We start from the raw sequence: 26,835 nt of genomic DNA, 5'->3' as shown, positions 1-26,835 counted from the left end.
CCAAGGATCGCCCATGTCCGTTGTTGCACATCCGTCACCCGTCGTCGTGTCTAGGGCCCGCAGCAGGCGCCTCCGGCTGGCCCTGCTCATCGTCCTGCTGATCGCCACGCCCGTGGTCAGCATCGCGTTCGGGGCCGCATCGGTGCCCATGGACCAGGTGCTCGGGGTCCTGGCCGATCACCTGGGCCTGCGCCCGGCCATCACCTGGGACGCCATCACCGACGCCATCGTCTGGCAGAACCGGATGCCCCGGATCCTCGCCGGGATCGGCGTGGGGGCCGTCCTCGGGGTCTCCGGGGTGGCCCTGCAGGCCGTCGTCCGCAACCCCTTGGCCGAGCCCTACGTGCTGGGCGTCAGCGCCGGCGCCTCGACCGGGGCGGCCACCGCGATCATCGTGGTCGGCGTCTCCAGCACCCTCGGAGTCGCGGGCATGGCCTTTCTCGGCGCCCTGACGGCGACCTTCATGGTGCTGGGCGTCGGGGGACGCCGGCACGGCTCGGCGCTGACCCTGGTGCTGGCCGGGCTGGCGGTCGGCTTCATCTTCCAGGCCCTCACCAACCTCATCATCTTCTCCTCGGACTCCCCCGAGACGGCGCGGTCGGTGATGTTCTGGATGCTCGGCTCGCTGGCGAAGGTGAGCTGGGGCCAGTCCATCTGGATCCTCTGCGTGGCCATCGCCCTCATGACGATGCTGTGGTTGTGCGCCCCCTGGCTCGATGCCCTGGCCAGCGGCGACCGCACCTCCCTGTCGGTGGGCATCAACCCGGCCGCCATCCGCCTGGTGATCCTCATCCCGGTCTCGGCGGCGGTCGGCATCATCGTGGCCCTGGCCGGCGGGATCGGCTTCGTCGGCCTCATCATCCCCCACCTGATGCGCTCCTTCACCGGTTACGGCCACCGCCTGCTGGTCGTCGCGTCGGGGCTTGCCGGAGCGGTCTTCCTGGTGTGGGCGGACACCTTCTCGCGCACCGTCTTCAGCCCCTCCGAGCTGCCCATCGGGGTGATCACCGGGCTGCTCGGGGCTCCCTTCCTGCTGGCCCTGGTCAGCCGGATGAACCCGGCCCGATGACCACGACCGACAGGAGAAGACCATGATCGAAGCCCGTTCCCTCATCGTGCGCCGCGGCGACCGCGTCGTCCTGGACCATGTCGACCTGACCGCCTGCGACGGCCGCACCGTCGGGGTCGTGGGCCCCAATGGGGCCGGCAAGTCGACGCTGGTGCAGACGATGTACCGGGCGCTGAGCGCGGCCGGCGGCAAGGTGCTCGTCGACGGTGCCGACATCACCTCGATGTCGCGGCGGGCCATCGCCCGCTCGGTGGCCGTCGTCTCCCAGGAGCACGACGACGCCCTGCCGCTGACGGTGCGCGACGCCGTCGGCCTGGGGCGGCTCTCCCACCGGTCGCTGGCCGGCTACGGGGACCGCACCGACCGGGATCTGGTCGACGCCGCCCTGGCGAAGGTGGACATGACCGACCTGGCCGACCGGCTCGTCACCCGGCTGTCGGGGGGCGAGCGCCAGCGGGCGCTGATCGCCCGGGCCATCGTGCAGGACGCCGACCATCTCATCCTCGACGAACCGACGAACCACCTGGACATCAGCCACCAGTTCGACCTGCTCAGCCTCGTCGACCAGGTGCCGGCGACCACCATCGTCGTTCTGCACGACCTCAACCTGGCCGCCCGCTCCTGCCAGGAGCTCATCCTCCTGGATCGTGGCCGTCTGGTGGCCTCCGGCTCGAGCCGTGAGGTGCTCGATCCCGGCCTCATCTCAAGGGTGTACGGGGTCGACGTCCACCGCATCGACTACGCCGGGCGGACCCGGCTGTTCTTCGACCCGATATCCGGCGGCGTCGCCTCGTGACATCGCCGGCCACGGTTATTTCTCGGCGTCCAGATATCCCGCCTCCTCATATTCCAACTTCTCGCTGCGAAGATCGTTCAACCGGTACTCATATGTCCACGAAACACATACTGAGAGGAACTCACATGGCATCCACATTCATTCCCGCCAGAGGGCTGGCACTCCTCACCGCGGGAGTGCTCCTGCTGTCGGGGTGTGCCGGTTCATCGGTGGCCTCCGACCCCTCCCCGTCGTCCTCCGGTTCGGGGTCGGGATTCCCCGCGACCGTGATGAGCTGCTCCGAGAAGCTCACCTTCACAGAAGCACCCAGGAAGGTGATGATTCTCAACGACACGGATGCCTCCGTGCTGTCGATGCTCGACGTTCTGGACAAGGTGACCGCCCGCGCCGGAAATCTCGATCTGGAGGGCTACGACATCAACACCGCGACCAAGCTGCGGGCACTGCCCCAGCTCAAGAGCGTCACGGGTGCCACCGGTGGCGCGACGGTCTCCACCGAGACCATCCTGGACGCCCACGTGGACCTGGTGGTCGGCTACGACGGCGGCGTCGATCGCGCCGCCCTGCGCAAGGCCGGGGTCAAGCTCTACTCGCCGGACGCCTACTGCGACGACGAGGCTCCCACCGATCACGCCTCCTACGACCTGGTGACCAAGGAGGTCACCAAGGTCGGCACCATGTTCGGCATCCAGGCCAGGGCGAGGACGCTCAATGCCGCGCTCGACAAGCAGGCCGCCGACGTCAAGACCCGTGCCGCCGGGAAGGGGGCCACGGCCGCGGCCTTCTGGGTCGCGACCGACGGCGGTCAGGTCTCCGCCTACGGACGCTCGAGCATGGCCCAGGCGGCCTTCGACGCGAACGGCCTGGAGAACGTCTACCAGAGCACGGAGAAGAGAGTGTTCGACGTCAATATGGAGGACATTCTCAAGCGGGATCCGGAATGGATCGTCCTACTGAGCTCCGGAGGGAACTCCTCGACCATCACATCGACTTTCGAGAAGTTCAAGGGCGCCTCTCAGCTCAAGGCCGTCAAATCCGGGCACGTCGTGACGATGCCGTACTCCTACTCGGATCCGGCCACACCGCTGTCGGTGCAAGGCTCCGAGGAGCTCGCCAAGCTCATCACCCGATGATCCACCTCAGGAAAGAGAGATGTCAGTGTCTGTTCAGGAACGACTCCAGGACATGTGGTCCTCCGATTCGCAGGAGTACGACGAGATCGTCGAGAGACAACTGCGCAACCATCGCGAGGTGCGCCACTGGCGCCACGAGCTCGGCGCCCGGCTCGGCGACCGGCCTCTCGACGTCGTCGACGTGGGCTGCGGCCCGGGATTCTTCTCGGTCATGCTCGGCCGGCTCGGCCACCGCGTCACCTCGATCGACTCCTCGGAGGGAATGATCGGCGCGGCCCGCGGGAACCTCCGGTGGAACGGCGTCGACGCCGACGTCCGCCGGGGCGACGTCGTGGCCCTGGACGGGTTCGAGGCCGGATCGGTCGATGCGATCGTCTCCCGCGATGTCGTGTGGACCCTCCACGATCCGGCGGCGGCCTATCGGCGCTGGATGGAGGTGCTGCGGCCGGGCGGCGTCGTGCTGGTCTACGACGGGAACTACCGGCGCGACCGGACCGGGCTGAGGCACGGTGCGTGGGTGGCGCTGTCGCGGGTGCTGGTACGCGTCACCGAGGGCCGGCCCAGCAGCGAGGGCCACGGTTCGTCGGGCGACCCGACCGCCGAGCTGCCGAGCGTCACCGCCGAGCGCCCCGAGCTGGACCTGGCGCTGCTGCGCGAGGCCGGGTACATCGACGTGTCCGCCGAGCCCGACACCCACCGGATGAGCCTGCGGAACCTGGAGTTCTGGAAGTACGGCTATCAGGGCGGCAAGTTCATCGTCACGGCGCGCAAGCCGTCCTGACCGTGCGAGTACCCCCTGAAGTCGGCCGGATGCGGACCGGCATGCGCCCGTGCATGCCGTCGTCGATATCTGGCCGCCTCCGGAAGAATCTGTCGTCCCGATACTGGAGAATCCCCACATGACCTCATCGACATTCACCCCCACCGCGCTGCTGGAGGCCTGGGAGGTCCAGCAGACCGCCTTCGTCGAGTACCGCGCCGATCGCACCCGCGTCATGACCGATGTGCTCGGCGCCGTCGCGGCGACCCTCGACCATCCGCTTCGCGTCCTGGACCTGGGCTGCGGCCCGGGCTCGGTGAGCAACGCGGTGCTGGCGGCGATCCCCGACGCCACGGTGGTCGGGGTCGACCGGGATCCGCTGCTCATGCGGCTGTTCCGGGAGTCCACGCCCTACCCCGACCGGGTCGAGGTGCTCGACCTGGACATGGCCTCGCCGGGATGGACCGAGGGCCTGCCGCTCGGCGGGTTCGACGCCGCGGTGAGCGCCACGGCCCTGCACTGGTTGCAGCCCGGGCAGCTCGCCCGGCTGCACATCGAGGTGGCGCGGGTGCTGCACCCGGGCGGGGTGATGCTCAACGCCGATCACCTCTTCTTCGACGCCACCGCCCAGCCGTTCCTGGCGGCCCTGGCCCCGGCCGAGCGCAGCCGGGCCGAGGAGCGCCTCACCCGGGCCGGAGCCATGAGCTGGGACGACTGGTTCTCCGCTGCGGCGTCGATGCCCGGCTGGCAGGCCGAGGCCGAGGCCCACTTCGCCCAGCGAGACCACAAGGTGACGCTCACCAAGGTCGACGTGGCCTTCCATCTGGCCAGCATGCGCGCGGCCGGTTTCACCGAGACCGCCCAGATCTGGCAGTGGCTCGACGACCGGGTGGTGTTCGGGCGGATGCCACAGCATTGAAACTGCAGACTATTCCACGTCGGAGCCCATGTCGAATAGGCTTGGACCTTCTTCAGGTCTCATCGTCGATTTATTCCGCTTTCGGCTTCTTGCGGGAAACTTTTTACCTGCGCCGTACTTGACCGCTGTCCCTCTGCTCTGCTCAGACGTCCTGGCCAAAATATCCCGACTTACGAGATCTTTCAATATATCTCGTGCTGCGTACACATCGACGTTGAACACTCGTTTTACTGCATCATTATTTATAGAATCATAATCCCTGACGTGAGCAACAATTTTACGTTCTATGTCACTTTTCGGTTTTGGCTGATATGCAAGAACCGGGCCAAGCGAAGACACGGCTCCTGCAGTCAGCCGATAATCGGGGTGGCGACGCTTGGAGCTGCGGGGCGTCGGCTCGATGATTCGTGCCGCCCCTTGGGACAGCCATAGGAGCGCAGCCTGCGCCTCATCCGGATCGCGCTGCACAACAGGAGCCAGCTGCGCGGCATTGAGGACGCGGCGGCTCACGAGCGTTGAGACGATGAGAAGCGCGTCGGTGTCTTCCTGCTCAACACTAGGAAGGGACGCCACGAACTTCACAATCCTCGAGTTGGGAGGCCCTCCGGAAAATCTGACAGTCGTTTCACGAAGATCCCCCTCGGACACGGAGAGCACTGGAACCGCCCGTCCGCTGCGAATCATCTCCTTGAACATCCTGTCAACGCCGAGTCCATACTGCTCGGCGAGGCCCATTGCCCGCATGGCTGACGCCAACGACGGAAACCTCGGCCTCGGCGGATGAGTAAGGATGTTGTCCGGCGTGATACCACTGACCAGAGGCGCCGGAGAGGTGATGACAAGGCTTTGCGATGAGTGCTCCACTGTTACCGGTCTGCGCTCGCGGAGATCCCCATGGATCAATGCGTTGGCGAGCGCCTCCCGAACAGCGATTATCGGATAGTCTTCGATCTGAATCTGCTGCCCGTTCGATAAGTTGATCGGAATTGTTCCAATGCGAGCTTCGATCATCGTGAGTACTTCGATGGCGGCAGTCAGGAGCGGGGCCTGCCAGCGGCGCCCGGACCTCACATCTCCTCCGGGAGTCTCCCTGAACTGATACACAAGCACATCGTTCTTGGCGTTCGCCAAAGGTTGGCACAGTAGTAGCTCACCTGCGCTCGTCAGAGTTCCATGCGAGTCGGAAAGATTCAGCATGCTCAACAGATCAACGGTTGACGCATCGACACCCTCCATCAGGGCGTTCCGCGATCGACTGAGCAGGGACCTGAGATGCAGCAGTGCCGTGGAATCAATGTCGTTGACTCCTCGTCCGCTCGGCGCCGCGCTCCAATCGGTCCCGCGGCGTTCGTCGCTGAGCCTCATCAGATCGATACCACTGCGCGGTAGGCAGGACGCCTCGAAGCGTCGCCTCGGAGCTTTTCCATTGGCAACGTAGACGTCGAGTCCCTCCTGGACAGTGATCAAGAGCAATCGCTTGCCTGCGTAGTTGAACTCCCTCACCATGACGTCGAGGTTCGGCTGGGTCCTTTCAAAGACACGTCGCCGAACGAAGCCCGGTTCCAGATCGGTTCCCAGGAAGGCCTCGGTACCGCGCACCTTGTCGGCTACGCCGACGATGATGGTTCCTCCCGAAGCGTTGGCAAAACATGCGGCGGCCTCCGCGAGGTCATCGGCTGTGTCAGGGGCGTGAACGGCCCTGCGTCTTGAAGTCGAGCTGCTGATGCTCGAGCTCATCGGCAGTCGCACCGTCGGCGATCGCTTCAAGTGCATCGTTTGGGGTCAATATTGACTCCTTTGGGAGTTGCGCAACTTTGGCACTTTCCCCAAAGGGTGCCAGGCGGAGCCCACCATCATCTGGCATCCCGCTACGAGAGCCGCACTCTCTCGGGGAGCTGGGTATTATCTGTGACGTCCGGCGCCAAGGGAATCCGGTGAGACTCCGGGACTGACGCGCAGCGGTGAGGTGGACGGCAGGGCGACACGCCACTGGGGAGAGATCCCTGGGAAGGGGCCCTGCTGGTTGAAACCGAGTCCGAAGACCTGCCGGACGCCCTGGTCCAGTATCTGGACCGCGCCGAAGGCTGACCGGGCCACCCGGCCCGCCCGTCCCGGCTCCATCTCTGAAATACGTCATCAACGGGTGGAAAGGTTCTGTGATGGAAAATATGCGTCACTGAACCCTTCTCCGGACCATAGCTCTCGGCACCGTGACAATACAGGGCCTCCCCCTCCCCATCACTGCAGAGAAGCAGGCGAAGAGCCAGAAGAAGCACCGGCCCGGCCCTACGATCGGCAGATGGCCATCACCATCCGCCCCGTCCGCGCCGACGAACTCGATCAGATCGAAACGATCGAGAATCTGGCCGACGCCCTCCTCATCGGGTTCCTGGAGCCCGACCGGTGGGAGCCCGCGCAGCCAGGCGCCACCCGCGCTGCGATGCCGGGATTCCTCCTCGTCGCCCAGGCTGCAACCGGTCATCTGGTGGGTTTCGTCCACGTCATCGAGGCCGACGGTCTGGCCCATCTGGAGCAGGTGGCCGTCCTGCCCGAGTACGGACGCCGCGGATACGGCCGGATGCTCCTCGCAGCTGCGATGAACACGGCCCACGAACGCGGCCATCAAAGGCTCACTCTGCGCACATACGCCGACGTCCCTTGGAATGCGCCGTTCTACCGCGCGCTGGGATTCGCTGAGGAGGAGCCGACCACGACCTTCCACCGTTCTCTGGTCCGCACCGAACAAGATCTTGGACTGGACAGATATGGTCAGCGCGTCCAGATGGGGATCGGCCTCGCTCGTGGACGGCCGGCCCCTGAGGTTGTGTAGGAAATGGGGTCATCTGTTCCCACATTTCCTACACAACTTGGCGGCCGACCCCAGATCTCAGACCAGCGCGAGCCGCAGACGAGGGCGGCTCCCGCCACTGAATCAGACCAGCGCGGCTCCGGCCGCCAGGGACTCCAGCTTCGCCCAGGCGATGGACGGGTAGACCCGCCCTCCCAGGCCGCAGTCGGTGGAGGCGATCACCCGGTCGGGGCCCACGGCGTCGGTGAAGCGCCGGATCCGCTGCGCCACCAGTTCCGGATGCTCGACGACATTGGTGGAGTGGCCCACCACGCCGGGGATGAGCACCTTGTCGTCGGGCAGATCCACGTCCTCCCAGACCGTCCACTCGTGCTCGTGGCGGGCGTTGGCGGCCTCGAAGGAGTACCCGCTGGCATGCACCTGGAGCACCTTGTCGACGATGTCGGACAGCGGGATGTCGGTGGTGTGCGGGCCGTGCCAGGAGCCCCAGCACACATGGAAGCGCACCTGCTCGGCGGGAATCCCCTCCAGCGCCTGGTTGAGAGCGTCGATGCGGATCTGGATGTAGTCGCGGTAGTCCTCGAGGACCGGCGCCGGGTTGATCTGATCCCAGGACTCGGCGATCGACGGGTCATCGATCTGGACGGTGAGCCCGGCGTCGGTGATCGCCTTGTACTCCTCGTGGAGGGCGGCCGCGCAGGCTTGGACCACCTCGGTGTCGTCGGCGTAGTAGGCGTTGGAGATGCGGGCCGCCGAGCCCGGGGACAGCGCCGCCACGAAGCCGTCGGAGGCCGACAGGCCGTTGGCTTCCAGGGCCCTCAGCAGGCCGTCGACGTCGGCGGCCACGGCGTCCTGGCCGATGTAGGTGAGCGGGCCGGTGATGGTGGGGAAGGCGGTCTCGGACTGCCGGGCGGTGTGGATGCCGGAATCGGGGTCGGAGTAGGCGTCGGCGAAGCGCACCCAGTCGCGGCGCTGCGCGAACGGCGCCAGCTTCACCGTGCCCCCGGATGCGGGCGGGGCCATCTCGAAGCGGGTGTCGGTGGTGAGCTCCAGTCCGCCGAAGCGGGAGAAGGAGTAGAACCACCAGGCGCCGTAGTCCACCGACTCGGTCATGGCGTGGCCGTACTCGCCGTCGTTGATCACGCTCAGGCCGATCTCGTGCTGGCGGCGCACCACCTCGTCGACCGACGACTGGAGGACCGTCCGGAACACCTCCTCACCCATCTCCTGCCGGCGGGCGTTCGCCTCGAGCAGCTCGGGAGTGCGCGGCAGGGAGCCGACGTGGGTGGTCCTCACAGGCATGTGACATTCCTCTCATCAACGATCGTGGCCCACAAGTTACACCCGGGAACGGGAGCCACCCCCGGCCATGGGCTGGTCCGCACGTTGCAGGAGATTCCACTCCCAAGACACCGTCCTGACGCTCACCAGGGCTGAGGGACGGCGTGTTGGGAGTGCCTGCTCCACCCCGAGACGCGCGCCGGGCCCCTCGCCCGGCACGCGTTCGCAATGTCGGACCTCACTCGATCACCGCAAGCAGGTCTCCTCCCTCGACCGACTGCGCCACGCCGACGGCCCAGCGCTTGACGGCGCCGGCGACAGGCGTGGTGACCGCGGCCTCCATCTTCATGGCCTCGATGGTGGCCACCTGCTGTCCGGCGGTCACCTCCGCGCCCACCTCCACCACCGGGGTGATGACGCCGGCGAAGGGGGCGGGCACCTGGCCGGGAATGCTCCTGTCGGCCTTCTCGGCGGTGGGCACCGCGGAGTCGACCGAGGTGTCGCGCACCGACAGGGTGCGCGGCTGCCCGTTGACCGAGCAGAGCACCTGTCTCATGCCGTGGTCGTCGGCGTCGCCGATGGCCGAGATGCCCAACTCCAGGGAGTGACCCTTCTCCAGGGCCACCTCCACCTCGTCGCCCTGCCGGATGCCGTGCAGGAACTCGCGGGTGGGCACCACCGACAGCTCGGAGTAGTCCTCCACGGCCTGCAGGTACTCCCGGGTCGGCCCGGGGAACAGGAGCCGGTTGAGGGCAGATCGGGGACGCGCGGCCAGGTCGGCCGAGTCCTCCTCTGACAGGTCGACGACCACCGGCCTGGTGCGACGCCCCTCCAGCGCCTTGCTCCGGAAGGGCTCGGGCCAGCCGCCGGGGGGCGTGCCGAGATCGCCGTTGAGGAAGCCGATCACCGAGTCGGGGATGTCGTAGTGCTCGGGATGGGCCTCGAAGTCGGCCGGGTCGGCGTCGCGCCCCACCAGCGCCAGGGCCAGGTCGCCGACCACCTTGGAGGAGGGCGTCACCTTGACGATGTTGCCGAGGATCCTGTTGGCCGCGGCGTACATCTCCTCGACCTCCTCGAAGCGATGACCGAGCCCCAGCGAGTTGGCCTGCTGACGCAGGTTCGACAGTTGGCCGCCGGGGATCTCGGTGCGGTAGATCCGCCCGGTCGGCCCGGGAAGCCCCGACTCGAAGGGCGCGTAGAGCTGGCGGACGCCCGCCCAGTAGGGCTCCAGGTCGGTGACGGCGTCCAGGCTCAGCCCGGTGTCCCGCTCGGTGCCCTCCAGAGCCGCCACCAGGGCGGACATGGAGACCTGCGAGGAGGTACCGGCCATCGACGCCGCGGCGACGTCGACGGCGTCGACCCCGGCGCCGATCGCCGCCAGCAGGGTGCCGAGCTGGCCGCCGGCCGAGTCGTGAGTGTGCAGATGCACCGGCACGTCGAAGTGCGACCGCAGCGCGGTCACCAGTTTGGCGGCGGCCGGGGCGCGCAGCAGTCCGGCCATGTCCTTCAGCCCGATGACGTGAGCTCCGGATTCGACGAGCTGCTCGGCCAGACGCAGGTAGTAGTCCAGGGTGTAGAGCGTCTCGTCGGGGCTGGTCATGTTGCCCGTGTAGCACATCGTCGCCTCGGCGACGGCGTGGTCGGTCTCCAGCACGGCCTCGATGGCCGGGCGGATCTGGTCGATGTTGTTGAGCGAGTCGAAGATCCGGAAGACGTCAACCCCGGATCTGGCGGCCTCGGCCACGAAGGCGTGGGTCACCTCGAGGGGATACGGCGTGTAGCCGACGGTGTTGCGCCCGCGCAGCAGCATCTGGATCGGCAGGTTCGGCATCGCGGCATGGAGGGCGTCCAGGCGGTCCCAGGGGTCCTCCTTGAGGAACCGCAGCGCGACGTCGTAGGTGGCCCCTCCCCAGGCCTCCACGCTGAGCAGCTGGGGCAGGGTGCGGGCGACGACGGGGGCCGCGTGGAGCAGGTCGCGGGTGCGGATCCGGGTGGCCAGCAGGGACTGGTGGGCGTCGCGGAAGGTGGTGTCGGTGACGCCGACGGCCTGCTGGGAGCGCAGGTCGGCGGCCCACCGGGCCGGGCCGACGTCGAGCAGGTGGGAGCGCGATCCGGCCGGCGGGGCGGCCTTGCGCACCTCGTCGGGAAGCACCGGGAGCTTGGCCCGAGGGTGGATCCAGTCGACTGGGCCGGGACCGTTGGGCCGGTTGACGCTCACCTCCGCCAGGTAGGTGAGCAGCTTGGTGGCGCGGTCGACGGGGATCTGGGCGCGCAGCAGTTCGGGGCGGGCGTCGATGAAGCCGGTGCTGGTGTGCCCGGCGAGGAACTCGGGATCGGCGATCACCGCCTCCAGGAAGGGGATGTTGGTGGAGACGCCGCGGATCCGGAACTCGTTGAGGGCCCTGAACGCCCTGGCCGCGGCCTGTGCGAGGTCGCGTCCGCGGCAGGTCATCTTGACCAGCAGGGAGTCGAAGTTGGCGCCGACGGTCGCGCCGCCGAACACGACGCCGCCGTCCAGCCGGACGCCGACGCCTCCTGGGGTGCGGTACACCGACAGGGTGCCGGTGTCGGGGCGGAATCCGTTGGCCGGGTCCTCGGTGGTGATGCGGCACTGGAGTGCGGCGCCCCGGATGGAGATCCCCTCCTGGGACAGGCCGATCTGTTCGAGGGACTCACCCGCGGCGATGCGCATCTGGGCTGAGACCAGGTCGACGCCGGTGATCTCCTCGGTGACGGTGTGCTCCACCTGGATGCGGGGGTTCATCTCGATGAAGACGTAGTCGCCGTTCTGCGACAGCAGGAACTCCACGGTGCCGGCGTTGACGTAGTCGATGTGACGGATGAATCTCAGCGCATCGGCGCAGATCCGGTCCCGCAGCTCCGGATCCAGATTCGGCGCCGGCGCCAGTTCGAGCACCTTCTGGTGGCGGCGCTGCAGGGAGCAGTCGCGCTCGTAGAGGTGGATGGAGCCGCCCTGGCCGTCGGCGAGCACCTGCACCTCGATGTGGCGCGGGTCGACGACGGCCTGTTCGATGTACATCCGGTTGTCGCCGAAGGCGGACTCGGCCTCGCGCTGGGCCTCGATGATGGCGGCCCGCAGCCTGGCGGGGTCGTCGACCTGCCGCATGCCGCGCCCGCCGCCGCCGTTGACGGCCTTGACGAAGAGCGGGAAGCCGATCTGCTGGGCGGCCTCGACGAGGGTGTCGACGTCGTCGCTCGGCTCGGAGTCGTGGAGGGTGGGAAGGCCGGCCTCGCGGGCGGCTGCGATGGCCCGCGCCTTGTCGCCGGTGAGCTCGAGGACCCGCTGGGGAGGCCCGATGAAGGTGATGCCGGCCGCCGCGCAGGCCTCGGCGAGGTCGGGGTTCTCCGACAGGAAGCCGTAGCCGGGGTAGATGGCGTCGGCCTCGGCCTGCCTGGCGGCCTCGATGATGCCGTCGACGTCGAGGTAGGCGCGCACCGGGTGGCCCGGCTCGCCGATCTGGTAGGACTCGTCGGCCTTGAGCCTGAACTCTGCGAAGCGGTCCTCGTGGGTGAAGACCGCGACGGTCCGGATCCCGAGTTCTGTTGCGGCTCGGAAGGCGCGGACGGCGATCTCACCCCGGTTCGCCACGAGAATCTTGCTGAACATCGCAACTCCCATCTGTGTCGTCCACCAGTCAAACATCAACCGGCAGCCCCGGTGCGGTCTGCGACGATCGTGAACGGATTCGTCATCGGGGGCCTCGGAGGGCCGGTAGGACGCCCAGCACCGAGCCCCCGACCGATCTCTCGTGTCAACGGTCCCGCGCGATCGATCCGTCGGCCATACTGGGCCACAGCGAGGGTCCCACCAGACCGACCTGCACCCATCGCGGATCCCTCATCAGGAAGGCACCATGAATTCACCAGTCTCATCCAGACGCCCCTCGAAGGTCTCCATCGTCGGAGCGGGCAGCGTCGGCAGCTCGATGGCGTACGCCTGTCTCATCCGAGGGTCTGCCGACGTCGTGGCCCTCTACGACATCGCCAAGGACAAGGTCGAGGCGGAGGTCGCCGACCTGGCCCACGGCTCCGAGTTCGTCCCCTCGAAGGTGATGGGCGGCGCAGACGTCAATGACACCGCCGGTTCCGACATCGTCATCATCACCGCCGGCGCGCGCCAGCGGCCCGGCCAGAGCCGGCTCGACCTGGCCGGCGTCAACGCGGGAATCGTCTCCAGCCTGATGCCCCAGCTCGTCGAGCAGTCCCCCAGTGCCATCTTCATCATCGTCACCAATCCGTGCGACGTCCTCGCCGTCGTCGCCCAGCAGGTCTCCGGCCTGCCGGAGCACCGGGTGTTCTCCTCGGGGACGCTGCTGGACACCTCGCGGCTGCGCTACCTCATCTCCCAGTGGGCCAACGTCGCCACCCCGCACGTCCACGCCGCGATCGTCGGCGAGCACGGCGACTCGGAGTTCCCGGTGTGGTCGACGGCGAATATCTCCGGGGTGCCGATCCGCGACTGGACGGTCGACGGCGATCGGGTCTTCACCGATGAGGTGCTGGCCGATCTGGGCCGCGAGGCCGCCATGGCCGCCTACAAGATCATCGACGGCAAGGGGGCCACGAACTACGGCATCGGGCTCACCGGCGCCCGGCTGACCGAGGTCCTGCTCAGCGCGACCCGCTCGGTGCTGCCGCTGTCGGGAATCGTTCACGGTGTCCACGGAGTCGACGGCGTGGCGCTCTCACTGCCGCGGCTGGTGTCGGGCGAGGGCATCGGCGCCGCCGTACCGATCCCCCTGGACGCCACGGAGCTGGAGAAGTTCCAGGCCTCCGCCGAGCAGCTCCACGAGACCCTGAGCTCCATCGCGAAATAGACGATCGATCGACGTCGGAGGGCCCGGTTCTCAGGGCCCGCCGACGCAATCCTGCGGCCGGAGGAACATGATGTCGGACGGGCAGCGCAGCCTTTTCGAGTTCGGGCATGATCAACAGGGTCGATTCGTGAGAATCACGGCTCGGGGAAGTGCGGTGCTCGCCGATCCGAGGATCAACCGCGGTTCGGCCTTCACGGTCGCCGAGCGCGAGGCTCTCGGGCTGGACGGCCTGATCCCGGACGGCGTCATCGGGATCGACGCTCAGGTGCGGCAGGCATACCGGCAGTACGGGGCGCAGCCCGACGACCTGTCGAAGTACCTCTTCCTGGACAGCGCCCACGACTCCGACGAGGTGCTCTACTACCGGCTGCTGGCCGACCATCTCGCCGAGATGCTGCCGGTCGTCGACACTCCGACCGTGGGGCGGGCGATCGGCCAGTACAGCCACTGGTACCAGCGTCCGCGCGGGGTCTACCTGTCCATCGACGATCCCGACGCGATGGAGGAGTCGCTGCTGGCGATGGGTCAGGATCCCCACGGGGTCGACGTCATCGCCACCACCGATTCCGAGGCCATCCTGGGCCTGGGCGATCAGGGCGTCGGGGGTGTGGCGATCACGATCGGGAAACTGGCCGTGTACACGGCTGCCGGCGGGCTGCATCCCCACCGGCTGCTCCCGGTGGTGCTCGACGTCGGCACCGACAATCTCGCGCTGCTCAGCGACAATTCCTATGTCGGTCTGCGCCATTCGCGCACCCGAGGCGCCGAGTATGATGAATTTCTGGCCAGATATATCGAGACCGTCACTCGGGTATTTCCCGACGCCATGATCCACTGGGAAGATTTCGGAGCGGTCAATGCCACCAGAATTCTTGCCTGCTACGGGGACGATCACCGGCTGTTCAATGATGACATCCAGGGCACCGGCGCGGTGGCCCTGGCCGCTCTGGCGACCGCCGTGCGCGCCTCGCGGAAGCGTCTGGCCGATCAGCGGATCGTGATCTTCGGCGCCGGCTCGGCCGGTACCGGGATCGCCCGGCTGGCGATGCGGTTCATGACTCAGGAGGGGTTGAGCCCCGAGGACGCGGTGGGCCGGATCTGGGCGCTCAACTCCCACGGCCTGCTCCACGGATCCGGGCAGATGTTCGACTACCAGCGCCCGTGGGCACGCGCCGATGAAGACCTGGCGGACTGGGTGCTCGACGTTCCCGGCGAGTACGGGCTCGCCGATGTGGTGCGCAATGTGCAACCGACGGTGCTCATCGGCTGTTCGACCGTGGCCGGAGCCTTCGACGAGGGGATTGTCACGACGATGGCGGATCACTGCGACCGTCCGGTGATCATGCCCCTGTCGAATCCGACCGAGCGGGCCGAGGCGGTGCCGACAGACCTGCTGGCCTGGACCGGTGGGCGGGCGCGCGTGGTCACGGGTTCGCCCTTCGCCCCGGTGGAGTTCGACGGCATCGCGCATCACATCGCCCAGGCCAACAATGCTCTGGTCTTCCCGGGGATCGGGCTGGGGGTGACGGCGGCGCGGGCCTCACGGGTGTCCTCGGGGATGATCGCCGCCGCGGCGCGGGAGCTCTCCCGGGCCACCGATGCCAGTGCCACGGGCTCATCCCTGCTGCCACCGATCTCCGGGCTACGTGCCATCTCGGCGCGGGTCGGGCTGGCGGTGGCGCTGACGGCGGTCGAGGAGGGGCTGGCGACGGTGGAGTTCACCGACCCTGTCCAGGAGATCCTCGACGCCATGTGGGAGCCGGAGTACCCCCGGGTGGTGGTGGGATGATCCCGCCGAACATCGGTCTGGCACTGCTGCGGGCGGCTCAGGAGGCGGGAGGGGTGGAAAACCTGCCGGTTCCTCTGCGGGACGATGTCGCCCGGTCGATCTCATTCGACGACGACGCCGCGCCGGACGCCGATGGAACGCGAGCATTTCTACCGATTCCTGAGCACGGGTTCAGCCAGCTCAGTGAACCTCATCTGCCAGGTCTTCCGACATCTCATCGGTAGATTCAGAGACGGCCACATGGTCAACAGAAGGCCTTTGTCAAGAAGGTTCATCTGGTCGACACGCGTACCAGATCTCACGACCGCCGAATACAAACTCCAACGATCCTCGGCATTTCCCAGGTCGTAGACCGGATTGAGGCTGGTGTCGATGTGCCCTCCGACGCGAACCCGCCCCGTCGTGGGCCCGTGCAGATCGTCGAGGCTGTCCGGGGCGGCGTAGGCGATGTGGTCCTCATACCGCCAGCCTCGCTGAATGACGTCGTCGGCCATGGCTCCTCCTCCCCTGCGGACCCCGACCCGAACCCCTGTCACAGCTCCTTGAAGCTCAGGTGCAGGCTGCGTGATCCGGGGCGCAGCAGCTCGGTGGGCCACACGTCGGGGCCGCAGGAGCGGCTTCCCAGGCCGTTCTGTGCGGCGTCCAGGTAGAGATATGACGCCGTCGGCCCGGGCAGCTCGAAGGAGTGGGCCGCGGCCGTGATCTGCTGAGCGGTCCAGCGGCTCAGCGTGAACCCGGGGCGGCGTCCCGCCTCATCGGGAGCCGTGTCCAGCCGGAGCCACGGTGTCACGCCGCCGTCGGCATCCGCGCTGCCGAGTGTCAGCGATCTCAGATCGGATCGGTGGCCGTTCTCCTGGGGGACGGCGTAGTCGACGAAGAGATCGTCGATCCCGGCCTCAAAGCGGCCGACCTGGACGCCATGGCGGGAGTCCGGGTAGGACGGCCCGGGACCGGTGCCGAACCAGGAGGCATGATCGACTCCGGCCGGCAGGTCGAACCGCACGCCGAACCTGGGCCACACGATCTGCCACTCCGGGCTGGCGATCATGGACAGGTCCAGGGCCAGGCGATCGCCGTCCAGGGCCCAGTCCTCGACCACCCGCACCGAGGCGGCGCTGTCGGGCACCGAGTAGCGACGTTCCACGTGGAACATTCCGCCGCCGGAGGACCCGTCCCGGGAGGCCTCCAGCAACCGCGAACTCAGGAGATCCAGGTGGGCCGCATGCCACTGGTCCTCATATGAGGCGTCGGGCCCGGTCGGCGTCCAGTCCGCGCCCCGCCAGGAGGCGGCCGGATCGTGCGCGTCCGAACTCGGGCTGGAGGCCAGCGCGTCGTTGCTCGCCGGCGCCCGCCACAGCTCCAGCCGTGGACCCGAGACCGGCCGGCCGGCCAGGCGGACCAGATCGGCGCCCTCGAAGTGGGCCGGGCCGAGATCGAAGGAGCCAGTGACGTCGGTGTTCCTCGCCCCTGCCCTCGGCGGAACGGGTGCGGCCGCCGGTTCCGGGGCCGGCGTGAGGTCGAACTGCTGACGGGCCACGACATGGCCGGCCGGGGCCCATCGGGCATCCTCGGCCAGGGCCGCCTCGACGGTCAGCCAGGTCTCCCCGACGTCGGCGATCGGCAACGGGGGCAGGTTCACCCGGGCGGCCTCCCCGGCCGGGACCGGAGCAACATCCGGGCGCCCTTCGAGGACCTGACGGCCAGCATGTTCGAGACGCCAGGCCACCCGCAGATCCGAGGTGTCGGCGTCATGACGATGGTTCGCGACCCTCAGCGACCGGTCATCGGGCTCGAAGCCGAACCGGAGGGGCGCGGCCACGGCGGCGAACTCGGCCAGCCCCGGCGACGGCGTCGAATCTGACAGCACCATCCCGTCAACGACGAATTCGCCGTCGTGGACGGTCTCGCCGAAGTCCCCGCCGTAGCCGTAGAACGGCGTCCCGTCGGCGCTGCGGGTGAGCAGGCCATGATCGCGCCATTCCCACACGAATCCGCCGTGCAGCCGCGGATGGGCGTCGACGAGGGCCTCGTAGCGATCCAGGGCGCCCGGCCCGTTGCCCATCGCGTGGGCGTACTCGCACAGGATGAAGGGCCTGGTCCGAAGCCGCGCCGATTCGGTCACCGTGGCGCCGTGCAGGGGTGTCGTGTCGTCGGAGCCGATGGAGGCCACCTCGGGGACCGACGGGTACATCCGCGAGTAGACGTCGGTGTAGGCGGTCGTGCGGTCACCCTCGTAGTGGATCGGGCGCGAGGGATCGCGACGCCTGGTCCAAGCGGCCATCGCAGCCAGATTCGCACCGGTTCCGGACTCGTTGCCCAGTGACCACATGACGATGCTCGGGTGGTTCTTGTCGCGCTCGACGGTCCGGCGCATCCGGTCGACCAGGGCGTCGTGCCAGGTGGGGTCGCTGGTCGGGTTGAGCCGGTCGGTCTCGATCTCCTCAATGGCCCAGTGGGTCTCCAGGTCGTTCTCAAGGATCACCCAGAAGCCGAACTCGTCGGCCAGATCCAGCAGCCGCGGGTGAGGCGGGTAGTGGGAGGTCCTGATGGCGTTGACGTTGTGGCGCTTCATGAGCGCCAGGTCCTCGCGGGCGAACTCCTCGTCGAAGACGCGGCCGGCGTCGGCTCGGATCTCGTGGCGGTTCATGCCGTGGAAGGTCACCGTGGCGCCGTCGACCTGGAACTGGTCGCCGACGATCCGGACCGCCCGGAAGCCGATCCTCAGGCTGACGGTCTCCGCGTCGCCGGCCACCGTGGCGTCGTAGAGATGCGGGCGCTCGGCCGACCACGGCTCGACCTGCTCGATGTGGACCGGCGCGACGTCCTCGCGACTGTTCCAGAGGACGTCGACGCCAAGCCCGGGGACGCTCAGCCGCACCGGGAAGGCCTCGTCACCGCAGCTCAGCTGGGGGGTGATGACGCCGGAGCCGGTCTGATGGTCGTAGTCGGCTCGCAGCCAGACGTCCTCCAGGCCGCCGACCGGGCGGGCCTCAAGGGTGACGTCGCGGAAGATCCCCGGCAGCCACCACTGGTCCTGGTCCTCGACGTAGCTCGAGGCCGACCACTGGTGCACCCTCACCGCGATGACGTTCTCGCCGGGATGCACCAGCTCGGTGACGTCGAACTCCGATGCCAGCCGGGAGCCGGTCCCGGTGCCGACGAATTCGCCGTTGACCCACACCGCGAAACGCGACTCGACACCGTCGAAGCGCAGCACGACCGCCCCGTAACGGGAGCTGTCGGCCCAGTCCTCGGGCAGAGTGAAGGAGCGCCGGTGATCCCCGGTGGGGTTCTCATCGGGGACGTTCGGCGGATCGACGGGGAAGGGCAGCTGCACGTTGGTGTAGATCGGGGAGCCGTACTTCCCGTCGCCGACCATCACCCAGTGGCAGGGCAGGGTGAGCTCGTCCCAACCCGAGTCGTCGTAGCCGGCCGCGGCCATCGCGAAGGGCTCCTCGGGCCGGCCGTCGGCATCATGGGGAAGTGCCCCGCTGCGGCGCAGTACCTGGTCCCCGCCCAGGGTCCCGGGAGCGCCGGGCAGCAGGCGGAACCGCCAGGCCCCGTTGAGGCTCAGCTTCGGGGCGTCGGTGTGCAGCCAGGATCTGGCCGGGCGGCGTCGCCCGGTTCCGGGACCGGTGTCGGTCAGGTACTGGGGATCAGGCATCAGGCTCCTTCGTCGTCACCCAGAGTCTTCCATCTCCGACTGTTGACGTCACCACCGGGCAGCAGGATGGGATGGCAGAGCCATTGCCTTCTGGCGGATCATGACGAGACTGCGGGAAACTGCAGGGAGATGCCGTCGGGCTGCAGGACCATGATCAGCAACTGTCAGGGAAGGCCGCCTCCTCCGAATCTGGGCATACGCTGCGTGGCCATGAGAGTCATCTACGCGAAACCGATCAACATGCGACCCCACGTCGCCAGCGGCCACGAACCATCGTGAACAATGGCCCCATGACGTCTTCCTCCCCCGACACGGCGCGCTCCCGTCGCGTTCCCCTGCCCAGTGCCCCGAATATGCGAGATCTGGGGGGCCTGACCGTCACCGGCGGTGAGATCCGCACCGGGGAGGTGTTCCGCTCCGCATCGGTGGCGAAGCTGAGCGACGCCGACCAGGAGGCCTTCGAGGAACTCGGCATCACCACCGTCTTCGACCTGCGCACCGCCCGGGAGCGCAGCAAGGAACCCGATCGGCTGCCGGCCCGGATCCCCTCGGTCCACCTCGACGTCATGGCCGACGACGAGGCCGACACCACCGCCGGCCTCACCGTGCTGCGCGGAGATGCCGGACAGGTCGCCGAGGTGCTGCGCGACGGCGCGGCGATCAGGAAGATGGAGCAGTCCTACCGCAAATTCGTGCGCCTGGACTCGGCACGCTCGGCCTACCGGGATTTCTTCCTGGCACTTGCCGACGGGTCGCGCCAGGGCGCCGCCCTGTTCCACTGCGCCACCGGCAAGGACCGCACCGGCTGGGCGGCTGTGACCCTGCTGCGGATCCTGGGCGCCGAAGAGGATGTGATCCTCGAGGACTACCTCCAGACCAACACCGATCTGCTGCCGGCCCTCCAGACCGTGCTCGACAAGGCCGAGACCGACGGACTGGATCCCGACCTGCTGCTGCCGATCCTCGGGGTGCGCGAGAGCTACCTGGAGGCCGCCGACGACGAGGTGGACCGGCTGTTCGGGGGCTTCGAGCACTACCTTTCGGAGGGTCTGGGGCTGGACGCTCAGGCCGCGGAGACCCTGCGGGAGCGGTTCGTCGCCTGACAGTTCCCGGCCGCGCCCGACTCGTCGAGCCGGCGTCGTCGGTACCCGCGGCGGGCAGTGATCGGGGCCCTGCCCGTGGCCTCCTCCGCGGCTGCGCGTCAGGATCCTCCCCCGCTGAACCCCGAGACCTCCCACCGAGGCTGGCTTGACGCGCGTCGGGCACGTAGCGTCGAAGCCATGGGAACACTATTCGTGATAGCAATCGTCGCTGGTGGCGTCTGGTACTACCGGAAGCACCGCAGCCGCTACTGATCGCAGAGCCGCATCGGATCCACCGCTTCGGTGCCCCGCGGCACCGCACCACCAACAGAGCCCCATCCGCCCCGTCCATCGGCCCCTCACCGGATTCCTCCGGTGAGGGGCCGATGTCGTCATGCCGGTCGGCGCGCAGAATAGGGCTCGATGCCAGACGACCCGGAACCCTTGCAGAACCCGCCATCAGCGCACTCGCCCCTGATCGGGCTGGCGCTGCCCATCTATGTGCCCTCGATCATCTGGGCGACCTCCTATGGTGCGCTGACCGCGGTGATGGTGCTGGCCGCCCTGAAGGTCGGGTTCAACCCCACCTTCGCATCCCTGGTGGCCGGGCTGTCCGGCCTGGCCGGGGTGCTCACCGGGCCCTGGATCGGTCGGCAGACCACGCGCTTCGGGGACCGCTCGGCCTTCATGGTTGGCACCGGCAGCGCCGTGGGCTCCTTGCTGATGGCTGTGGTGGCACTGGGATTCCCTGGGCGGTCGTGGGCCCAGGCGCTGTACCTGACGGCGATGCTCATCCTGTCGGTCTCCAACAACATCTGGTCGCTGGCCCGCCAGTCCTACGTCGCCGAGTCCGTTCCGATGCGGTGGCGGGCCCGGGCCCTGTCGATGCTCGGCGGCATGCAGCGGCTCGGTCAGGTGGTGGGCCCGGCGGTGGGCAGCGCGGCTATCGCATGGTGGTCCTATCCCGGGTCGTTCTGGGCCCAGATCGTCCTGGCCGTCGCAGCGCTGGCCTTCGTCGTCGCGTTCACCCTTCCCACCCCGGCCCAGCTGTCATCGGCTGAAGGCACGGAGGGGACGACGACGTCGGCGGCACCGGCACGCAAACGCGACCATGCCGACCGGAGATCGACCGTCATGCTGGCCGTCTCCGTCATCGGGCTGACCATCGTGCGGGCCAACCGCAACGTCATCGTTCCGCTGTGGGGCAGCCAGCTGGGCATCTCCCCGCATGCCATCAATCTGACCTTCGCGGCGGGGGCTGTGATGGACGCCGTGGTCTTCTACCCCAGCGGGAGGCTCTCCGACCGGTTCGGGAGGCGGGCATCGCTGATCCCCACCCTGTTGATCATGGGGCTCGGGTTCCTGGGGATGGGGCTGTGGCGCTCGGCGACCGGCTTTGTGGTGTGCGCCTGCGTCATCGGGCTGGGCAACGGCTTCGGTGCCGGGATCGTCATGACCATGGGAGCAGACCTGTCCCCCGACGTCGACCGGTCGACCTTCCTGGGGATGTGGCAGTCGGTCCAGCAGGCCGGCATGACGGCCGGCCCTTTCCTCGTCTCGGCGATGGTCGCCGGATTCGGGGTCGGCGCCTCGGTGTGGGTCACCGGGGCGGTGTCTCTGCTCGGCGCCGTCTACGGCCTGGCCGTGGTGCCGCGGGCCTACGCCCGGATGGGCACCGACGACCGCGGCCGCCCTCTGGCTCAGGCCAGCACGATATAACGCAGGTACACGTATCCCCAGGCCACGATGGTGGAGAAGACGGTAGTGACGATGCCGTACTTGGTGAACTGCCAGAAGGTGATCCGGTGGCCCGACCGGTTGGCCAGCCCGATCCCGACGACGTTCGCGCTGGCGGCCACCGCCGTCCCGTTGCCGCCGAAATCGGCGCCCAGGGCGAAGGCCCACCACAGAAAACCGCCGTTTCGGGGGTCGGAGCCCTCGTTCACCAGGACGTCGACGATCGGCGCCATGGTTGTGGCGTACGGGATGTTGTCGAAGAAGGCGCCCACCAGGGCCGATCCGAACAGCAGGGTGGCGCCCGCCAGGGTGTAGTCGTGACCGACGGCGCCGATGGCCCACTGCCCGATCGACTCGATGATGCCGGTGTTCACCAGGGCGCCGACCATGATGAACAGCCCGGCGAAGAACACCAGCGTCGCCCACTCGACCTCCGCGAGCACCTCTGTGATCTCGACGCCGGTCACCAGGACCATCACCAGGGCGCCGATGAGGGCGATGATCGCCGGCTGGACGTGCAGCACGCTGTGCAGGGTGAATCCGACGATGACCAGACCCAGCACGGTGAGGCACTTGATGAGGAGCGCCCGGTCGGTGATCGCCCGGCGCTCCTGCAGCGCCATCACCGAGTCGGCGTACTCGGGGTCGAACTCGAAGTCTTTGCGGAACATGAATCGGGTGAGTACGACGAAGAGGGCGAAGGTCAGCGCCACGATCGGCAGCATGTGGACCAGGAAGTCATTGAAGGACAGCCCGGCGCGGTTGCCGATGATGATGTTCGGAGGGTCGCCGATCAGGGTGGCCGCGCCGCCGATGTTGGAGGCCAGGATCTCCGCGATGATGTAGGGCTGGGCCGGCACGTGGAGGCGGTTGCACACCACCACGGTGACCGGCACCACGAGCAGGATGATGGTGACGTTGTCGAGGATCGGCGAGGCGATCGCCGTGATGAGCATGAACATCACCATGAGCCGGAACGGATGCCCTCTGGACTTCTTGCCGGCCCAGATGCCCAGATACTCGAAGACGCCGGTCTGCTTCAGCACTCCGACGATGATCATCATGCCGAGCAGCAGGAGGATGACGTCCCAGTCGACGCCGACCTTGTGGGAGTAGAAGATGTCGTTCGCCGGCGCGACGCCGGTGACGACCATGGCGGCCGAGGCCACCAGGACCACGATGACCTTGTTGATCTTCTCTGTCGCGATGAGCGCGAAGGCGGCGACGAAGATGGCCAGGGCGAGGATGGAACTCATCGTCATGGCCGCACCGCCCGGCGCGTGGCGCTCCCGGTGAGGCTCAGGCCTCCGGCAGCTCGGTGGCCGTCAGCAGACGGTTGAGAGTGATGCAGCCCCTGATCCGGCCCTCGTCGTTGACCACCGCGACGATGGGGCTGCGCAGCCGGGACATGGTGATCGCCACCTCCAGCACGGTGGCATCGCGGGGCACAGTGGCCCGTTTGGCCTCCTGCGGGGCGAGACAGTCGTCGATCGACCGGGCCCCGACCTCCGACCAGAAGAGGTCCGCGGAGGCCTCGTCGACCGTGCGTGCCAGCGCAGGATCGTCGGAGTACTGGGAGACCAGGAGGCGCAGCACCTGAGTGCCGCGGAGCACGAACTGGGGCACGTCCCTGTGATCGACGATGACGAGGCCGGGAAGCCCCTCGTCCGCCATCACCCGGACCGCCTTGGCCACCGGGTCGTCGAGCCGCACCAGTGGCACCTTGACAGCAAGATCTCTTGCCCGCATGGAAACGTTCCTTCGTCCTTGGAGTGGGAATCCCTGCCTGGATCTGCGAGCCTGCCATATATCCGGCCCCCTCGTGGCGTCTGCGACTACGCCGTCGTCTATGTCATGGGAGACAAGCCTATCGGCGCATGCCAAGCGCCGGGGCGGGTCTGCCAGCCTCCAGGCAGTGTCGAGTTCGCGTGGAATGACGGACGCCAACTCGACACATCGCCCGGTGATGATCACGTGAAGCTGACGGTCCCCCCGCCTCAAGTGCTACAATGTAGATCATGAGTGAGGTCGGCATCCGCGAGTTGAAGCAGAACGCCTCGAGCGTCGTCCGCCGCGCCGCCGCCGGGGAGGAGATCACCGTGACCGACCGTGGACGGCCGGTCGCGCGACTCTCCGCCATCGACCACGGCGGAGTGCGCGGGCTGCTCGCCGCCGACCGTGCCCGCCCCCCGATCCGGGCTCTGAGCGACCTCCCCGCCCCAACGATCGCCGCCGACGTCTCCTCGGTCCTGCAGCAGATGCGCGACGGGGAGCGCTACTGATGTTCTACGCAGACACCTCCGCACTGGTGAAGCTCGTCGTCATCGAGCCGGAATCCGAAGCTCTGCTCACATGGCTCGGACGCCGCGACGCCGCCCTGGCGACCAGCGACCTGGCCCGCACCGAGCTGGTGCGCTCCGTGCGCCGCCCGGCTCCGGAGGCCGTCACGCAGGCCCGCGACGTGCTGTCACGACTGCTTCTGGTGAGGGCCGATGCCCAGATCTTCGACGAAGCCGCACGTCTCATGCCGCCAGAGGTTCGAAGTCTCGACGCCGTACATCTCGCCACCGCGCTGGCACTGGGCGACGATCTCGAGGGAATCATCACCTACGACCTCCGGATGGCCGACGCCTCCCACAGCCTAGGACTGGAGACCGTCTCTCCAGAGCACCACGAAGCCCCCAGCCATACGGCGTCTGACCAGGAGACGGGGCACCCAAAGCGGTGATGGCCCGCATGCTGGGGTGTCGCGGTAGATCTCGTACACCGCCCTGCCTGAGCGGGGCCTCAGCGCGACTCGGCGGCCCTGCGGGCGAGGCGACTCAAAACCCGATTCTCAGGCGACTCGTACCCGCTGGTCCCCAGCCACGTACTCAACGGCGAGATCGCCGCCGACGGCCTGAAGATACCTGCGGATGGTACCGAGTTTCGCGCTGTCAAGGTCGCCATGTTCGATCTTGGAGACCTGCCGCTGTCCGACGCCGATTCGTTCCGCCAGTTGGGCCTGGGTGAGCCCGGCGCGCTCACGCAGTTCGCGAAGCCTGTAGGCGCGGACCTCGGCGCGCATCTGATCCTCGGCGGCCCGGACGAGTCGCTCATCGACTGGGTACCTCTTCTCCAAGTCCTCCAGAGACAGGCTCATCGTCATCACTTCCGTTTCAGGTCTGCGAGGTGCTGCTCGTACAGGTCATCGGCTCTGGCTGGGGATGTTCGTGCAGTACCAGCGGTCCCAGTCGCCAGTCTTGTCGCCGGCTACCAGGAGGATCGCTCTGCGGACAGGATCGAAGGCAAACAGGATTCGCAGTTCCGATCACCCCGACGAGCCCGGGCGCAACTCCTTCATATCTTGTAGCGGGACGCCTTCACCGTGTCGACGAGAGGGCGGCCGAGTTGCGGACCCGCCTCCCGGAGAATCCGGAGAGCGGCGATCACCTGAGCCCGCGACGCCTCATCCAGGGAACCCACCCAGGATTCGATGAACTCGGCGTCGATATCCCACACACTACAAGGATAGACCATGCAGGGTCTATCCTTGTAGTCACCGAGCATCTCGACAGGCCCAACCTCCGTGCCGTGGGATGCCCGGTGAAGGACTCCTCCGCCACCTCAGCCGAGGGATTGACGGCGTCGGGCCAGGCGCCGAAGCCCTCAAGGCACGTATCAAGGACCCGTGATCAGGCCAGACATGATGAAAACCCCCAGCCAAACATCGTCTGACTAGGGGTTTCAGTGGTGGGCCTAACTGGACTTGAACCAGTGACCTCCGCCTTATCAGGGCGGCGCTCTAACCAACTGAGCTATAGGCCCGAACCTCAGCCGGTCTCCCGGCTGCGAGAAAGTACGTTACCGCACGGCTTGATCCCGCGACAAATCACGGGCCGCCCCCGCCGCGTATCCTCGCGATCATGCACGACGAGACTCCCGACGACGGGGCCACCGTCAACACCACAACCTCCACGCTCCACACAGCTGGACCGTCGGCCCCCGATCCACTGGCCGGCAGAACGGTCCTCGTCACCGGGGTCTCCCGACGTCGCGGGATCGGGTTCGGCATCGCCTCCGCCCTGGCCGACGCCGGCGCACGTCTGGTGATCCATCACTTCGCTCCTCATGACGCCGATCAGCCCTGGGGGTCCGAGGACGTCGCCGCCCTGCTGGCCGATCTGGACGCCGCCCACCCCGGATGCGTCCTCGCGAACTTCTCCTTCGACCTGGCCCGCGACGGAGCCGCGAAGCAGCTCATCAGGGCCGCCACAGAGCGCGCCGGACGACTCCACGGACTGGTCTGCAACCACGCCCGCAGCGGCGGGGACGGGTCGCTGTTCGACGTCGACGAGGCGATGCTGGACGGCCACTGGCGGGTCAACGCCCGCTCGACGATCCTGCTCACCAGGTATTTCGCCGAGCAGTTCGAACCCCGCCCCGCCGAGGCACCGTCGGCCCCCGGCCAGCGCCCCGCCCGCGAGCCCCACGAGGCCCGGTCCAGTGGACGAGTGGTCTGGCTCACCTCGGGCCAGATCGACTCCCCCATGCCCGGCGAGGTGGCCTACGCCACCAGCAAGGCGGCCCTGGCCGGCGTCACGAAGACCGTCTGCGCCGAACTGCTGAGCCGTGGAGTCGCCCTCAACACCATCAATCCGGGCCCGGTGAACACCGGCTACATGGACCCCGAGACCGCCGACCGGCCGCTCGACGAGCTCCGGGCGATCCAGGCCGAGCAGCCCTTCGGACGCTTCGGCACCCCCGGCGATATCGGCCGGCTGGTGGCCTGGCTCATGTCACCGGCGTCCCGCTGGGTGGTCGGCCAGGTCATCAGCAGCGACGGCGGGTTCAGCCTCGGCTGAGGCGGATCGGCGCCCCGACCCCGACCTCCGCGCACGCGGTCGCGGCCTTCGTGAACGATGCGACCAACCCGTCCCACGGGCACTTGTCCGACCCGCTACTCATCGTTACTATGT

General features: G+C 67.8%; 22 protein-coding genes, 1 tRNA gene and 1 riboswitch. Of the genes, 13 read left to right on the top strand and 10 right to left on the bottom strand.

All coding sequences use genetic code 11. The annotated features are described in order from the left end of the window. Nucleotides 1–13 precede the first annotated feature (13 nt). The 5 genes from JS278_RS00225 to JS278_RS00205 all read left to right on the top strand — a co-directional run bounded on the left by JS278_RS00225 (nucleotide 14) and on the right by JS278_RS00205 (nucleotide 4,677). Complete coding sequence (locus JS278_RS00225) at nucleotides 14–1,069, top strand: FecCD family ABC transporter permease (protein ID WP_114043420.1); 1,056 nt, start codon at nucleotides 14–16, stop codon at nucleotides 1,067–1,069. 22 nt (nucleotides 1,070–1,091) lie between these two features. Further along, entirely contained in the window at nucleotides 1,092–1,865 is a 774-nt protein-coding gene (locus JS278_RS00220; RefSeq protein WP_114043419.1) for an ABC transporter ATP-binding protein, read from the top strand. Between the two features lie 125 nt (nucleotides 1,866–1,990). Further along, nucleotides 1,991–2,998: an ABC transporter substrate-binding protein gene (locus tag JS278_RS00215; protein ID WP_245935148.1), complete on the top strand. Its 1,008-nt coding sequence runs from the start codon at nucleotides 1,991–1,993 to the stop codon at nucleotides 2,996–2,998. Between the two features lie 19 nt (nucleotides 2,999–3,017). Then, complete coding sequence (locus JS278_RS00210; RefSeq protein WP_114043418.1) at nucleotides 3,018–3,779, top strand: class I SAM-dependent methyltransferase; 762 nt, start codon at nucleotides 3,018–3,020, stop codon at nucleotides 3,777–3,779. Nucleotides 3,780–3,897: 118 nt separating this feature from the next. Continuing rightward, nucleotides 3,898–4,677 carry a class I SAM-dependent methyltransferase gene (locus tag JS278_RS00205; RefSeq protein ID WP_114043417.1) on the top strand — a complete coding sequence of 260 codons (780 nt, stop codon included), beginning with the start codon at nucleotides 3,898–3,900 and terminating at the stop codon, nucleotides 4,675–4,677. Between the two features lie 9 nt (nucleotides 4,678–4,686). On the opposite strand, the gene JS278_RS00200 is transcribed toward JS278_RS00205, so the two are convergent. Continuing rightward, complete coding sequence (locus tag JS278_RS00200) at nucleotides 4,687–6,414, bottom strand: RNA-binding domain-containing protein (protein ID WP_181833775.1); 1,728 nt, start codon at nucleotides 6,412–6,414, stop codon at nucleotides 4,687–4,689. 162 nt (nucleotides 6,415–6,576) lie between these two features. Beyond that, nucleotides 6,577–6,742, top strand: a riboswitch (cobalamin riboswitch). A gap of 234 nt (nucleotides 6,743–6,976) precedes the next feature. Between JS278_RS00200 and JS278_RS00195 the strand changes: the two genes are divergently transcribed. Next, nucleotides 6,977–7,507 carry a GNAT family N-acetyltransferase gene (locus JS278_RS00195; RefSeq protein ID WP_114043415.1) on the top strand — a complete coding sequence of 177 codons (531 nt, stop codon included), beginning with the start codon at nucleotides 6,977–6,979 and terminating at the stop codon, nucleotides 7,505–7,507. Nucleotides 7,508–7,609: 102 nt separating this feature from the next. On the opposite strand, the gene JS278_RS00190 is transcribed toward JS278_RS00195, so the two are convergent. Further along, nucleotides 7,610–8,788 (bottom strand): cobalamin-independent methionine synthase II family protein, encoded by a 1,179-nt coding sequence (locus tag JS278_RS00190; RefSeq protein ID WP_114043414.1) that lies wholly within the window; start codon nucleotides 8,786–8,788, stop codon nucleotides 7,610–7,612. A gap of 217 nt (nucleotides 8,789–9,005) precedes the next feature. Next, nucleotides 9,006–12,395 (bottom strand): pyruvate carboxylase, encoded by a 3,390-nt coding sequence (locus JS278_RS00185; RefSeq protein WP_114043413.1) that lies wholly within the window; start codon nucleotides 12,393–12,395, stop codon nucleotides 9,006–9,008. A 247-nt stretch (nucleotides 12,396–12,642) separates the two neighbouring features. Here JS278_RS00185 and JS278_RS00180 point away from each other — a divergent pair, with 247 nt between their 5' ends. Together JS278_RS00180 and JS278_RS00175 are read left to right on the top strand one after the other, a co-directional pair. Further along, on the top strand, nucleotides 12,643–13,605 hold the full coding sequence (locus JS278_RS00180) for an L-lactate dehydrogenase (protein WP_114043412.1): 963 nt from the start codon (nucleotides 12,643–12,645) through the stop codon (nucleotides 13,603–13,605). A 70-nt stretch (nucleotides 13,606–13,675) separates the two neighbouring features. After that, a complete protein-coding gene (locus JS278_RS00175) occupies nucleotides 13,676–15,394 on the top strand; it encodes an NAD-dependent malic enzyme (protein ID WP_114043411.1) in 1,719 nt (572 codons plus the stop codon). A gap of 149 nt (nucleotides 15,395–15,543) precedes the next feature. Here JS278_RS00175 and JS278_RS00170 read toward each other — a convergent pair whose 3' ends face one another. Further along, nucleotides 15,544–15,888, bottom strand: a complete 345-nt coding sequence (locus tag JS278_RS00170) for a hypothetical protein (RefSeq protein WP_114043410.1) — start codon at nucleotides 15,886–15,888, stop codon at nucleotides 15,544–15,546. 38 nt (nucleotides 15,889–15,926) lie between these two features. Further along, nucleotides 15,927–19,058 carry a glycoside hydrolase family 2 TIM barrel-domain containing protein gene (locus JS278_RS00165; RefSeq protein ID WP_181833774.1) on the bottom strand — a complete coding sequence of 1,044 codons (3,132 nt, stop codon included), beginning with the start codon at nucleotides 19,056–19,058 and terminating at the stop codon, nucleotides 15,927–15,929. A gap of 290 nt (nucleotides 19,059–19,348) precedes the next feature. Between JS278_RS00165 and JS278_RS00160 the strand changes: the two genes are divergently transcribed. Both JS278_RS00160 and JS278_RS00155 read left to right on the top strand, forming a co-directional pair. Beyond that, nucleotides 19,349–20,161, top strand: a complete 813-nt coding sequence (locus JS278_RS00160) for a tyrosine-protein phosphatase (RefSeq protein WP_114043409.1) — start codon at nucleotides 19,349–19,351, stop codon at nucleotides 20,159–20,161. Nucleotides 20,162–20,563: 402 nt separating this feature from the next. Further along, nucleotides 20,564–21,859: an MFS transporter gene (locus JS278_RS00155; protein ID WP_114043408.1), complete on the top strand. Its 1,296-nt coding sequence runs from the start codon at nucleotides 20,564–20,566 to the stop codon at nucleotides 21,857–21,859. Here JS278_RS00155 and JS278_RS00150 read toward each other — a convergent pair. Then, nucleotides 21,841–23,139, bottom strand: coding sequence for an ArsB/NhaD family transporter (locus tag JS278_RS00150; RefSeq protein ID WP_114043407.1), 1,299 nt, complete (start codon nucleotides 23,137–23,139; stop codon nucleotides 21,841–21,843). The two genes, JS278_RS00155 and JS278_RS00150, sit on opposite strands and share 19 nt — an antisense overlap. A gap of 37 nt (nucleotides 23,140–23,176) precedes the next feature. Further along, nucleotides 23,177–23,626: a CBS domain-containing protein gene (locus JS278_RS00145; RefSeq protein ID WP_114043406.1), complete on the bottom strand. Its 450-nt coding sequence runs from the start codon at nucleotides 23,624–23,626 to the stop codon at nucleotides 23,177–23,179. 269 nt (nucleotides 23,627–23,895) lie between these two features. Here JS278_RS00145 and JS278_RS00140 point away from each other — a divergent pair, with 269 nt between their 5' ends. Together JS278_RS00140 and JS278_RS00135 are read left to right on the top strand one after the other, a co-directional pair. After that, a complete protein-coding gene (locus JS278_RS00140) occupies nucleotides 23,896–24,159 on the top strand; it encodes a type II toxin-antitoxin system Phd/YefM family antitoxin (RefSeq protein WP_114043405.1) in 264 nt (87 codons plus the stop codon). Then, the gene (locus tag JS278_RS00135) at nucleotides 24,159–24,605 is read left to right on the top strand and encodes a type II toxin-antitoxin system VapC family toxin (RefSeq protein ID WP_220150010.1); all 447 of its coding nucleotides are present in this window, start codon (nucleotides 24,159–24,161) and stop codon (nucleotides 24,603–24,605) included. The genes JS278_RS00140 and JS278_RS00135 overlap by 1 nt, the downstream gene beginning before the upstream one ends. A gap of 108 nt (nucleotides 24,606–24,713) precedes the next feature. Here the strand turns inward: JS278_RS00135 and JS278_RS00130 are convergent, their stop codons facing one another. From JS278_RS00130 to JS278_RS00120, 3 genes are all read right to left on the bottom strand, one after another. After that, entirely contained in the window at nucleotides 24,714–25,019 is a 306-nt protein-coding gene (locus JS278_RS00130; protein ID WP_181833773.1) for a helix-turn-helix domain-containing protein, read from the bottom strand. A 197-nt stretch (nucleotides 25,020–25,216) separates the two neighbouring features. Further along, on the bottom strand, nucleotides 25,217–25,378 hold the full coding sequence (locus JS278_RS16520; protein ID WP_281269207.1) for a type II toxin-antitoxin system RelE/ParE family toxin: 162 nt from the start codon (nucleotides 25,376–25,378) through the stop codon (nucleotides 25,217–25,219). 229 nt (nucleotides 25,379–25,607) lie between these two features. Next, nucleotides 25,608–25,684 (bottom strand) — tRNA-Ile (locus tag JS278_RS00120). A gap of 98 nt (nucleotides 25,685–25,782) precedes the next feature. Between JS278_RS00120 and JS278_RS00115 the strand changes: the two genes are divergently transcribed. Then, nucleotides 25,783–26,721, top strand: coding sequence for an SDR family oxidoreductase (locus JS278_RS00115; RefSeq protein ID WP_114043403.1), 939 nt, complete (start codon nucleotides 25,783–25,785; stop codon nucleotides 26,719–26,721). Nucleotides 26,722–26,835: the final 114 nt, after the last annotated feature.

It is taken from the genome of Acidipropionibacterium virtanenii (genome assembly GCF_003325455.1).
In the GTDB taxonomy this organism is placed as follows: Bacteria; Actinomycetota; Actinomycetes; order Propionibacteriales; family Propionibacteriaceae; genus Acidipropionibacterium; species Acidipropionibacterium virtanenii.
This window is presented reverse-complemented; position numbering and strand designations above follow the sequence as displayed.

Bases quoted from the DNA above. Each gene is read 5' to 3' on its own strand.
- JS278_RS00140 (WP_114043405.1), top strand. From the start codon at position 23,896: ATGAGTGAGGTCGGCATCCGCGAGTTGAAGCAGAACGCCTCGAGCGTC.
- JS278_RS00185 (WP_114043413.1), bottom strand. From the start codon at position 12,395: ATGTTCAGCAAGATTCTCGTGGCGAACCGGGGTGAGATCGCCGTCCGC.
- JS278_RS00130 (WP_181833773.1), bottom strand. From the start codon at position 25,019: ATGAGCCTGTCTCTGGAGGACTTGGAGAAGAGGTACCCAGTCGATGAG.
- JS278_RS00220 (WP_114043419.1), top strand. From the start codon at position 1,092: ATGATCGAAGCCCGTTCCCTCATCGTGCGCCGCGGCGACCGCGTCGTC.
- JS278_RS00150 (WP_114043407.1), bottom strand. From the start codon at position 23,139: ATGACGATGAGTTCCATCCTCGCCCTGGCCATCTTCGTCGCCGCCTTC.
- JS278_RS00135 (WP_220150010.1), top strand. From the start codon at position 24,159: ATGTTCTACGCAGACACCTCCGCACTGGTGAAGCTCGTCGTCATCGAG.
- JS278_RS00225 (WP_114043420.1), top strand. From the start codon at position 14: ATGTCCGTTGTTGCACATCCGTCACCCGTCGTCGTGTCTAGGGCCCGC.
- JS278_RS00175 (WP_114043411.1), top strand. From the start codon at position 13,676: ATGTCGGACGGGCAGCGCAGCCTTTTCGAGTTCGGGCATGATCAACAG.
- JS278_RS00170 (WP_114043410.1), bottom strand. From the start codon at position 15,888: ATGGCCGACGACGTCATTCAGCGAGGCTGGCGGTATGAGGACCACATC.
- JS278_RS00215 (WP_245935148.1), top strand. From the start codon at position 1,991: ATGGCATCCACATTCATTCCCGCCAGAGGGCTGGCACTCCTCACCGCG.
- JS278_RS00190 (WP_114043414.1), bottom strand. From the start codon at position 8,788: ATGCCTGTGAGGACCACCCACGTCGGCTCCCTGCCGCGCACTCCCGAG.
- JS278_RS00195 (WP_114043415.1), top strand. From the start codon at position 6,977: ATGGCCATCACCATCCGCCCCGTCCGCGCCGACGAACTCGATCAGATC.
- JS278_RS00205 (WP_114043417.1), top strand. From the start codon at position 3,898: ATGACCTCATCGACATTCACCCCCACCGCGCTGCTGGAGGCCTGGGAG.
- JS278_RS00115 (WP_114043403.1), top strand. From the start codon at position 25,783: ATGCACGACGAGACTCCCGACGACGGGGCCACCGTCAACACCACAACC.
- JS278_RS00200 (WP_181833775.1), bottom strand. From the start codon at position 6,414: ATGAGCTCGAGCATCAGCAGCTCGACTTCAAGACGCAGGGCCGTTCAC.
- JS278_RS00155 (WP_114043408.1), top strand. From the start codon at position 20,564: ATGCCAGACGACCCGGAACCCTTGCAGAACCCGCCATCAGCGCACTCG.
- JS278_RS00160 (WP_114043409.1), top strand. From the start codon at position 19,349: ATGACGTCTTCCTCCCCCGACACGGCGCGCTCCCGTCGCGTTCCCCTG.
- JS278_RS00165 (WP_181833774.1), bottom strand. From the start codon at position 19,058: ATGCCTGATCCCCAGTACCTGACCGACACCGGTCCCGGAACCGGGCGA.
- JS278_RS00210 (WP_114043418.1), top strand. From the start codon at position 3,018: ATGTCAGTGTCTGTTCAGGAACGACTCCAGGACATGTGGTCCTCCGAT.
- JS278_RS00180 (WP_114043412.1), top strand. From the start codon at position 12,643: ATGAATTCACCAGTCTCATCCAGACGCCCCTCGAAGGTCTCCATCGTC.
- JS278_RS00145 (WP_114043406.1), bottom strand. From the start codon at position 23,626: ATGCGGGCAAGAGATCTTGCTGTCAAGGTGCCACTGGTGCGGCTCGAC.